A 6,807-nucleotide genomic window follows, 5' to 3' on the forward strand; every position below is an offset into this window, starting at 1 on the left:
TTATATGACAGTAATCAGAGACTGATTTATCTCGGACAAAAATTTAATGATATTTCTGAAAAGTATTTTGACAATCAGAAAAAACGTGAATTAATGGCTGAATTATTTAAAATGGTTCAGATCGAAAATTCTAAACGCAAAAAAGTATCTGCAAAACAAAAACGTGTAGAAAAAGCAAAAGAAACTCAAGTCAAACAAGAAGCTGAAAAGAAAGTTGCTGTCATTAGACAAAAGAAAAAGTCTGAAAAAGCAAAAGCAAAGCCTATTGAAAAACCTAAACCAATTTTAAAAGTTGGTGATCGCGTACGCATGTTTGATGGTAAAGCTATTGGTTCTATTGACACTATCGAAAAAGGAAAAGCCATAGTAAACTATGGCATTTTCACAACTAATGTTAATTTAGATTTGTTAGAATTGGTTGAGGCTAAAAAATGATTTTAATCTGTACCACAACCAGGTACAGAACCATGATCATTAATATCTCCTCCAGTAAATTGGTATGAGCGTTCATATGTAACATGTCCTATATCGCAGTCTCCTATTTCTTCCCAATCACCAAACCAACCAATCTGACTTTCGAAAACAATTTCTACGTCATAAGCACCATTTGGTGGCGATTTTGTAGTGGAAGAACCTTGGTTTAATTCATATTTAGGACCAATCAAATAAAAATTTCCTCCTGATGGTTTATATTTAAAGTAAAAGCGTGTATCATGATATGAATTATTGGTAACATTGACATCTTCATGTACAAAGTTCACACTCGGATCACATTGTTCAACTGTATAGGTTGTATTATATCCCATTTTTTTTTTTTTTTTATCTCGTAAAAATCGCATAGTATATGCATTTGGAACTCCAGGATTATTTGCACTCCATAAAGCATTAGATCCAGTGATTGCGTCAATAAATCCTCCAGGACCAGAAGTGAAATCTGAACTACTAATTGGACTAACACCTACTTCGGCATTTCCTCCTATAGATAATAATTTAAATGTTGAGGATGCAATAACAGATTCCTTTTCTTCATCATACGTGGCATTTACATTGACACTGTAATCTAGTACTGCACTAAGATCAATGTCTGATGTTTCTTCAGAGTATTCAGTTTCCATTCTCAAGACTAATATTTTTCCATACGAAACAGAACTTACATAAGCTGCTGGTACAGCATCAGTAATTCTAGCTCTCACATCGTCTAAGGTTAAATTGTTTCCTAACATAGCTGCAGGTGATGCAGGTGTATCCATGGTTACCGAAAAGAAAACCTGCTTAAATGACATGGTAGCTACTCTTCGCTCTGTATTACTAGTAAAATCCAACTGTGCTGCAACGTTATTATCAGCCCAAGATAAATTTAAACCAATATCTCTACTTAATTGCATCGAAGAATATAAGTTTGCAGAACTGTAAACCGAATTTGCAGGGACTTCATTATCTCCTGCGTTGACATACCACCATTGTAAGGCGTTATCAATTTTTGTATCAACAACAGATTTAGAAGGGTTTTGAATGTTTAATACACCATTTTGTCCAATTCCTGGCAAATTTATTCTAAGATTGTATGCACCTTTTTCTATAGATAATGGATCTGGAACACCCTCTAACATGTTGTTGTTTGCAGAAACTAAAGCTCCAGGATAGATGGCATCAATATTTGGCCTTAAAATGGCAACATCATCAAAGTTTGAATCTAATGAGTAATTTACGATACCACAATAAGAGGTTTGACCATTTACCGGATCTGAAAATTCGTTTGTTTCTGAAATTGGATCCCTTGAACTTGGCAATCCTCCTGTATCTTTAACATCTAAAAGTATATTTCCATCATAACCAAGTCCTAGCAAATATTCGTTTATACTGGCAGCAAATGGGTTCTCGTCTTCTGTGTCTTCCTCGTCTGGTTTGCTACAATTTAATGCAACCAATGCAAAGGCAAATAAAAGGCAGAATTTTAAATTAAATTTTACTGTATATTGTTTTATTGTTTTCATGATTTTATTGTTTAATTGAAAATAATTAATCCCATTGCTTTAAAGAGGTACTCAAGCCCTGTTGAAGTAATACCTTACCCAAAACATTATCATCTAAAGTAGCGGTGTTTCCTTCGCCATGATTATAGCTACTAGCGTTATCATCTTTAGCCCCAATTTTTAATGATACATATAACCCTAAGTAGGCTTCAGACATAGTTTTTGTGTTTACGCCTTTTAAAACAAAATGATTAAAACCATCATCGTGCTCAGGCAATATTTCACCAATACTTGAAAATGAAGATTCTGTCGATGTTTCTGATAATTTAACACGATTACTTGTGGCATTGCTAGACCAAGAATAATATTTAAATGCAAAGAAGTAATGATCTTCTGGCATGCTATTTTGATTGGTATTAGCAAAAGTCTTACCGCCTTGCACCTGTTGTACAGAATTATTATTAAATAATTGATTATCTGAAGCACCACTTTTAGATGTTTCTGCCAGATAATTAAACAGATTATTGTAATCGTTTTCAGTAATCCAAACCCATTCACCTGGTGAAGCATCTTCATAAGCAGTTCTCGTATTTCCATTTAAAAATGCCCAGATATCATCAACATCTGTAATATCAAGCTTATACTCAATTGTTTCAAATGATTCACCATTACTGACGTCAACAGTTACGAATAGATTTTCGTTGGTTTCATAGTCGAAAGCCAACCAATCTCCTACTCGTAATTCATTTCCATTTAAAATAGCAGCTTGAGAGGATGTCTCAAATGTTATTGAATAATTAAGATTTCCTTCTAAACCAGAATTTATCGTAGTTATTAAATCACCACTTGAAGGATATTCAGCAATGTTAATTGTAATTAAATTGTCTGAAGGGTCGTTTGAATTGCCATCATCTTCCGAACTACACGACACTAAAAGTGCAAAGCAGATGACAAAGCATAATTGATAAATAAATTGTGTTTTCATTATTATAAAAATTTTGTGGTTTTAATTTTTGTAGCGACTTACAACTGGAAAAGTCTGCAGCCAATCCAGCGCAAGACACCACAAAATATTTATGTCATCATTTAGAAATGACGAATCAAATGTAGAGTTGACCTACTAAAAAAACTATTTTTTGACATGGACAAAGTATGGACAAGACACCATAAATTGCATATATTCATATGTGCTATAAATTCAAAATAATGATTTTAATTAATTTATAATCAGTGTTTTATGTGTTTTTTGTGATGGTTATTTCATGGACAAACTCTAGACTCAGCAAATTGGAGCCTAGACTCATCATATTATTTATACTCATAATTAATTATCTTAGTAACTATAAATTCAACATTATGAAACATCATTTGATTGTTATTTTTTGTATTGCCTTTACAAATGTTTCCTTACATGCTCAAGATCCGATTTACACGTTACCAAATGAGCAAAGAGCATTAATAGATAATGGATTCACATGTTTAAAAGAGCAACAAACTGATTGTAACTCATTTTTTGAAAAAGCATTAAATATCTCTAAGGAAATTCAAAACGATTCTATTCTAGCCCAAACTTATTTTGAAATATGCAATGCTTTGGATTTCGCAGGAAGTAGTGAAGACCATATCGATTATGCTAAACGCGGACTTAAATTAAATGGTAAAAATCATCCGTTAGTAACGAATAGATTATTAAGAGAACTAGGTTATGCCTTTTCGAGGACAGGTAAAATAGATAGTCTGATTCCAATTTATGAAACTGCAATTTATTGGGCAGAATACGCAAATGATAGCAGTGAAATTGCTATTAGTAGGATTCGACTAGCTAGTTCTTATAAAAGATTGGGTAATGTTAAAAAATCAATTGAAATGTTACTAGATACGCGCGTTTTCGTTAAAGCAAGTAACGATATTCATCGAGAAAGTGGTTTGCTTTTCACACTTGCAAACGCCTATAGTTCTAATAAAGATGATGAGTTAGCCATTTCTAATTATGAAGAAGCCGCTAAAGGATTTCTAAAAGCTGATGATGAAAGGATGTATGCCGCAAGTTTGGTTAATTTATCTATTGTTGCTAATGATATAGGAAAACATAAATTATCTCTTGAAAAACTTCCAATTGCTATTGATATATTTCAAGAAAGTGAACCCAGTAGTGTTCTTTACAGTCGAACGCATTTAGCTAGAGCTCATTTTCAAAATGGAGATTTTGAAACTTCAATCAGGGTGTTCGAAGACTGTCTCAAGGAATCTATACGAGTGGATAACAAAATTTTAGAAAACCTGAATAGAAAATTTTTAGCTCAAGCTTATTTAAAAACTAATCAACACCAGTTGGCATTACCACAAACATTAATTGTTTATGAAGATGAAAAAGAACGTGGTGTTTCAGATGCGTATTTAAATACATTAAAATTGCATGCTGAAGTTTTAACTTTAAACAATAAGGCTTCAGACGCAGTTTATGTTTATAAAGAATACATCTCAACTAAGGATTCCATTTTTACCATAGAAAAAGAAAAAGAAATTACCAATATGCGTGAGCGACATGAAACCGAAAAAAAAGAAGCTCAGATTGTATTATTGGAAAAAGATGTTTCATTAAGCAAAACTCAAAAAACCTTATATGGAATTGGAATGTTCTCGTTTATAGCAATCGCTGGCCTATTCTATTTCGGATTTAAACAGCGCATCAAAAAGAACAAAATAGAACGCGAAAAACAAGAGAAAATTTACAAACAAGAAATCGCCTTTAAAAAGAAAGAATTGGCTTCTCAGACTTTGCATCTTGTTCAGAAAAGTACATTTATTCAAGAACTAAAAGAGAATTTAGAAAAAATAAAAAAATCTCCTGAACTATTTAAAGTTGAATTCAGACGTTTAGTGATGCTGTTAAAAAAAGAAAGTGCTGAAGATAAAGATTGGGAGGTATTTAAATCATACTTCACTGAAGTACATAATAATTTTGATCATAAAATTAGAGCTATTTCCAAGGATATCACAGAAAAAGAGATTCGATTAGCGTCTTTTTTAAGAATGAACTTATCTACAAAAGAAATAGCTACCATGCTCAATGTTTTGCCTGATAGTGTTTTAAAGTCTAAATATAGGCTTAAGAAAAAATTACAACTTGATAAAGAAGACGATTTAACGCAATTTTTAAATACGTTATAAAATCTATCACGTATTTTTGCATTGTGATTCAAGATTTACCTAAACATAAACAACTTATTCTTTTTGATGGCGTATGCAATCTTTGTAATACTTCAGTTTTATACGTGATTAAACATGATAAAAAGAATCAATTCATGTTTGCGCCTTTGCAAAGTGAAGCTGGTAAACAAATCATTTCTAAATTTAGCTTAGATACGTCTAAGACAGATTCAATTCTATTGTATTCTGAAGAAAAGGGATTATCTATAAAATCTACTGCAGCTTTGCATATTGCTAAACGTTTAGGGTTTCCAAGACACCTAATGTCTGTTTTTTTTATCGTTCCTACGTTTTTAAGAAATTGGGTTTATGATTTTGTGGCAAGGAATAGATACAAGTGGTACGGAAAAAAAGATGCTTGTATGATTCCAACTCCAGAGTTAACATCAAAGTTTTTAAAATAAAAAAGTCCTTTTCTTCAAAAGGACTTTAATAACTAACAACTAATTAAAACTAATTTAACTCTAAAAAATCATCATTAACATTTGAGGGATTATCTAATATGTTTAATGATTAATAGCACATTATTTTGATACTGTAAACATACGCAACACTCTTACAATCAAGCTATTTTATCGACAGAAAGCATAAAAAAATTGATAAAAAAAATAGAAGTGTAAAAATCATCTATGAGTTGCACGATTAAAAAAAGCACTTCCATTTTAAGTTAAAATAGACTTTACTAATTAATAATTGGAGTTGACTCAATCAAAATTAGGTTTAACTCAATTTGAATATGTATCACTGAAAGTATGTCCTATCTTAATGTAATAATTGTACAGAGCCTTAAAGCAAAACTATCAGTTTGAGCCCTACTTCTGTTAGTTGGGAACGACTCGAGTTCTTACCATGTGCATGTCTAACACATGTTAAGTTTCAAAATAACCTTTGAAAAAGATAGTTGCGCTTTAAGGCTTTTTTTATTGAAATGAAGGTAAATATCGCGTAAGCATATAAATAGAAAGCAACGCAAAGAAATTGTTGACAGCATGGAAGACTATACCTGTTAGCAATCCGTTTGTACGTTTAACAGCATATCCAGTAATCAAACCAAATATAAAATAGAATACAAATAGACCTAGATTGTAATGAACCAATCCGAATAATAAGGCCTGAATAACATTTGCCCATTTGAATCCTAAGTGCTTCTCTGTAGATGATAAAATGATACCTCTGAAAATAACTTCTTCATAAAACGGAACCAACACAGCTACAGTAACTACAGAAATCCCGAAACCATACTCATGCAAGAGCGCATTCATTTCTGGTTTCATATTAAAAGATTGAATGACACTTAAACCATCATCAATTGGAATCACAGTTTTAAGAGCTTTTAGAATAATGATATTTCCAATTATAAATAATATACTCAATACAAAAACCCTTAAATATCTAAGATTAGTATGAAACACAAACCTCAAACGATTCTTATTCAAAAACATAAAAATTGAAACAAATAAGAGTAGAGAATAAACTAATACAGTATTGGCTGTAAATAATTGAGTTTCTAATAATTCTTCTTCGACATAACTATAAGCAACATCAAAGAACGTATTTATATAATCTTGATAGTAAAATAAAAACACCATTAATAACTGGCTCATGAGATAAAGAAAGCTCACCA

5 protein-coding genes and 1 pseudogene are annotated in these 6,807 nt (G+C 31.5%); 3 read left to right on the forward strand and 3 right to left on the reverse strand.

Annotation, left to right across the window (positions count from 1 at the left end; genetic code table 11):
- Positions 1-435 (forward strand): annotated as a pseudogene (locus AB8B90_RS04045) (DNA mismatch repair protein MutS); the annotation flags it as partial.
- A 2-nt stretch (positions 436-437) separates the two neighbouring features.
- On the opposite strand, the gene AB8B90_RS04050 reads toward AB8B90_RS04045, so the two are convergent.
- Entirely contained in the window at positions 438-1,994 is a 1,557-nt protein-coding gene (locus tag AB8B90_RS04050) for a thiol-activated cytolysin family protein (protein WP_405333897.1), read from the reverse strand.
- 25 nt (positions 1,995-2,019) lie between these two features.
- A complete protein-coding gene (locus AB8B90_RS04055) occupies positions 2,020-2,958 on the reverse strand; it encodes a hypothetical protein (protein ID WP_405333900.1) in 939 nt (312 codons plus the stop codon).
- 371 nt (positions 2,959-3,329) lie between these two features.
- On the opposite strand from AB8B90_RS04055, the gene AB8B90_RS04060 reads away from it, so the two are divergent.
- The gene (locus tag AB8B90_RS04060; protein WP_405333902.1) at positions 3,330-5,144 is read left to right on the forward strand and encodes a hypothetical protein; all 1,815 of its coding nucleotides are present in this window, start codon (positions 3,330-3,332) and stop codon (positions 5,142-5,144) included.
- Between the two features lie 23 nt (positions 5,145-5,167).
- Positions 5,168-5,587, forward strand: a complete 420-nt coding sequence (locus AB8B90_RS04065; protein WP_405333904.1) for a thiol-disulfide oxidoreductase DCC family protein — start codon at positions 5,168-5,170, stop codon at positions 5,585-5,587.
- 516 nt (positions 5,588-6,103) lie between these two features.
- Here AB8B90_RS04065 and AB8B90_RS04070 read toward each other — a convergent pair.
- A partial coding sequence (locus tag AB8B90_RS04070; protein WP_405333906.1) for a CPBP family intramembrane glutamic endopeptidase occupies positions 6,104-6,807 on the reverse strand: 704 nt, incomplete at its 5' end.

The sequence above is a fragment of the Psychroserpens sp. genome, from assembly GCF_045105015.1.
Taxonomy (GTDB): domain Bacteria; phylum Bacteroidota; class Bacteroidia; order Flavobacteriales; family Flavobacteriaceae; genus Psychroserpens.

Coding starts and splice junctions, on each gene's coding strand:
- AB8B90_RS04050 (WP_405333897.1), bottom strand. CDS start 1,994: ATGAAAACAATAAAACAATATACAGTAAAATTTAATTTAAAATTCTGC.
- AB8B90_RS04055 (WP_405333900.1), bottom strand. CDS start 2,958: ATGAAAACACAATTTATTTATCAATTATGCTTTGTCATCTGCTTTGCA.
- AB8B90_RS04060 (WP_405333902.1), top strand. CDS start 3,330: ATGAAACATCATTTGATTGTTATTTTTTGTATTGCCTTTACAAATGTT.